Raw genomic sequence first — 3,444 nt, 5'->3', positions numbered from 1 at the left:
GGGGTTTTATCTTTCACTCAGCGGCTTCTTCGTATTCTGACATTGGAGGGCATGTGCAGATGAGGTTTCTGTCGCCGTATGCGTTGTCGACGCGGTTGACGGGGGACCAGTATTTGTCGACGCCCATGGAGCCCGGCGGGAAGCAGGCCTGTTCGCGGGTGTAGGGGCGGTCCCAGTCGCCGACCAGATCGCGCACCGTGTGGGGGGCGTTTTTCAGCGGGTTGTTGTCCGCGTCGATCTTGCCGTCGATGATGTCCTGCGCCTCGGCCCGGATCGAGAGCATGGCGTCGCAGAAACGGTCCAGCTCGGCCATGGGTTCCGATTCCGTGGGTTCGACCATCAGGGTGCCCGCCACCGGCCAGGACATGGTCGGCGCGTGGAAGCCGCTATCGACCAGACGCTTGGCGATGTCGTCGACGCTGACATGCGCGGCCTCGTCCAGCGGACGGGTGTCGAGGATGCATTCATGCGCCACCCGGCCCGTTTCCGAGGTGTAGAGGATCGGATAGGCATCCTTGAGCCGTGCCGCGATGTAGTTGGCGTTCAGGATTGCCACTTTCGTCGCCTGGGTCAGACCCTCACCGCCCATCAGCAGCACATAGGCCCACGATACGGGAAGGATCGAGGGCGAGCCGAAGGGCGCCGCCGAGACCGGGCCCACGGCGGTGCCGTATTCCGGGTGGCCGGGCAGGTGCTCTTCCAGATGCGCCTTGACGCCGATCGGGCCCATGCCGGGGCCGCCGCCGCCATGCGGGATGCAGAAGGTCTTGTGCAGGTTCAGGTGGCTGACGTCACCGCCGATCTTGCCCGGCTGGGCCAGACCGACCATGGCGTTCATGTTGGCGCCGTCGATATAGACCTGACCGCCATGATCATGGGTGATCTGGCAGACCTCCTGCACCGTTTCCTCGAACACGCCATGGGTCGAGGGGTAGGTGATCATGCAGGCGGCCAGATGGTCCGAATGTTTCTCGGCCTTGGCGCGGAAGTCATTCAGGTCGATATTGCCCTTGTCATCCGATTGCACCGGCACCACCTGCCAGCCCACCATCTGCGCCGAGGCCGGGTTGGTGCCATGCGCCGAGGTCGGGATCAGGCAGACATTGCGGTGCGCTTCACCACGGGCGAAGTGATAGTTGCGGATGGTCAGCAGGCCTGCATATTCACCCTGCGCGCCCGAGTTGGGCTGCTGGGAGATCGCGTCATAGCCGGTGATCTGGCACAGCTTGTCGTTCAGATCGGCAATCATCTCGTGATAGCCCTGCGCCTGATCTTCCGGGCAGAACGGGTGCAGATTGCCGAACTCGGGCCAGGTGACCGGGATCATCTCGATCGTGGCGTTCAGCTTCATGGTGCAGGACCCCAGCGGGATCATCGCCCGGTCCAGTGCCAGGTCGCGGTCGGCCAGACGGCGCATGTAGCGGGTGATCTCGGCCTCGGCCCGGTTCTTGTGGAAGATCGGGTGGGTCAGGTACGCGCTTTCGCGCAGCGCATGTTCCGGCAGGCGGTAATGCTTGTTCGAGCTGTCATCCTTGCGGTCGATGCCGAATGCACCCCAGACCGCCTCGATGGTCTCGGGCCGGGTCTGTTCATCAAGGCTGATGCCGACCTTGGTCTCGCCCACCTTGCGCAGGTTGACGCCCCGGGCCACGGCGGCCTCCATGACCGTCTTCTGCAGATGGCCGACCTCGACCGTGATGGTGTCGAAGAACACCTCGGGTTCCACGGCAAAGCCTGCCGCCTCCAGACCATCGGCCAGACGCGAGGTCTTGCGGTGCACCGATTGCGCGATGGCCTTGATGCCGTCGGGGCCGTGATAGACCGCATACATCGAGGCAATGACGGCCAGCAGCGCCTGCGCGGTGCAGACGTTCGAGTTGGCTTTCTCGCGGCGGATATGCTGCTCGCGGGTCTGCAGCGCCAGGCGATAGGCCTTGTTGCCGCGGCTGTCGATCGACACGCCGATGATCCGGCCCGGCATGGATCGCTTCAGCTTGTCGGTGGTCGCCATGTAAGCGGCGTGCGGGCCGCCATAGCCCATCGGCACGCCAAAGCGCTGGGTCGAGCCGATGGCAATGTCCGCGCCCATCTCGCCCGGTGACTTCAGCAGTGCCAGCGACAGGATGTCGGCGGCCACGATGGCGATCGCTTTATGTTCATGCAGCGCCGCGATCTCGGCAGAGAAGTCGCGCACATGGCCATAGGTGCCCGGATACTGGAAGATGGCGCCAAACACCGCACCAGCATCCAGCGTATCCGGATCGGCCACCTGCACGTCGATGCCCAGAGGCTCGGCGCGTGTTTTAATGACCGCGATGGTCTGCGGGTGGCAGTTCTTGTCCACGAAGAAGGCCGCGTTGTTGGCCTTGGACCGGCCGCCGCGCTTGGCCATCGCCATCGCCTCGGCCGCCGCGGTGGCTTCGTCCAGCAGCGAGGCGTTGGCCACGTCCAGCCCGGTCAGGTCGCTGACCATGGTCTGGAAGTTCAGAAGCGCCTCAAGACGGCCCTGGCTGATCTCGGGCTGATACGGCGTATAGGCGGTGTACCAGGCCGGGTTTTCCAGGATGTTGCGCAGGATCGGCGCCGGCGTGGTGGTGCCGTAATAGCCCTGACCGATCAGCGAGGTCAGAACCTTGTTCTTGCGCGCCACCTCTTTCATGTGAAAGAGCGCATCGCGCTCGGTCATCGCCGGACCCCAGTCCAGCGGCTCTGTCTGCCGGATCGCCGGCGGGACGGTGGCGTCGATCAGCTCGTCCAGCGTCTTGAAGCCGATCACCTTCAGCATGTCGCGCATCTCGGTGGGCGACGGGCCGATGTGGCGGCGATTGGCGAAGTCATAGGCTTCGTAATCGGTCAGTTTGAAGGCCATTGCAGCGCTCCTCATGAAATGTCTCACCCAGCCGCTCTGGCAGGAGCCTCCGGCGTGGGGTAAGGGCCGTCCTGGAACCTGTCCGGGGACAGTGTCAGGCCCGAACGGGCGGAGCCCAAATCAGCGGCTCCGGGTGAAAGAAGGGGCGGATCCCGTCGGAACCCGCCATTTGCTCAGCCGATCAGGGCCTTGTAGCCGTCCAGATCCATCAGATCCTCCAGCTGCGACGCATCCGCGATCTTGATCTTGTAGATCCACGCCTCGCCCTCGGGGTCGTCGTTCAGCGAACCGGGATTGTCCGCAAGCGCCTCGTTCACCTCGACAATCTCGCCATCCACCGGCGCATAAAGCTCGGACGCCGCCTTGACCGACTCGATCACGCCGATCTCGCCGCCCTTCTCAAACTCGTCACCCGCTTCCTGCTGCTCGACAAAAACAACATCGCCAAGCTGCTCAGCCGCATGAACCGTAATCCCCAGCGTCGCAACTTCTCCTTCAACTCGCAGCCACTCGTGCTCTTCAGAATAATACGTCGACATTCCTGTTCTCTCCTGACTTCAACGCTTGTAGTTTTG

At 63.5% G+C, this 3,444-nt stretch carries 2 protein-coding genes; both read right to left on the bottom strand.

The window, feature by feature from the left end; genetic code table 11:
* Nucleotides 1-13: 13 nt before the first annotated feature.
* On the bottom strand, nucleotides 14-2,869 hold the full coding sequence (gene gcvP, locus ACR0J2_RS24035; RefSeq protein ID WP_480814108.1) for an aminomethyl-transferring glycine dehydrogenase: 2,856 nt from the start codon (nucleotides 2,867-2,869) through the stop codon (nucleotides 14-16).
* Between the two features lie 173 nt (nucleotides 2,870-3,042).
* Complete coding sequence (gcvH, locus tag ACR0J2_RS24030) at nucleotides 3,043-3,408, bottom strand: glycine cleavage system protein GcvH (protein ID WP_170613943.1); 366 nt, start codon at nucleotides 3,406-3,408, stop codon at nucleotides 3,043-3,045.
* Nucleotides 3,409-3,444: the final 36 nt, after the last annotated feature.

Source organism: Ruegeria sp. CG4, assembly GCF_056537185.1.
Note: the sequence above shows the minus strand (reverse complement) of the source record. Positions and strands in the feature narration are given on the sequence as shown.

Coding starts and splice junctions, on each gene's coding strand:
- gcvP (WP_480814108.1), bottom strand. CDS start 2,869: ATGGCCTTCAAACTGACCGATTACGAAGCCTATGACTTCGCCAATCGC.
- gcvH (WP_170613943.1), bottom strand. CDS start 3,408: ATGTCGACGTATTATTCTGAAGAGCACGAGTGGCTGCGAGTTGAAGGA.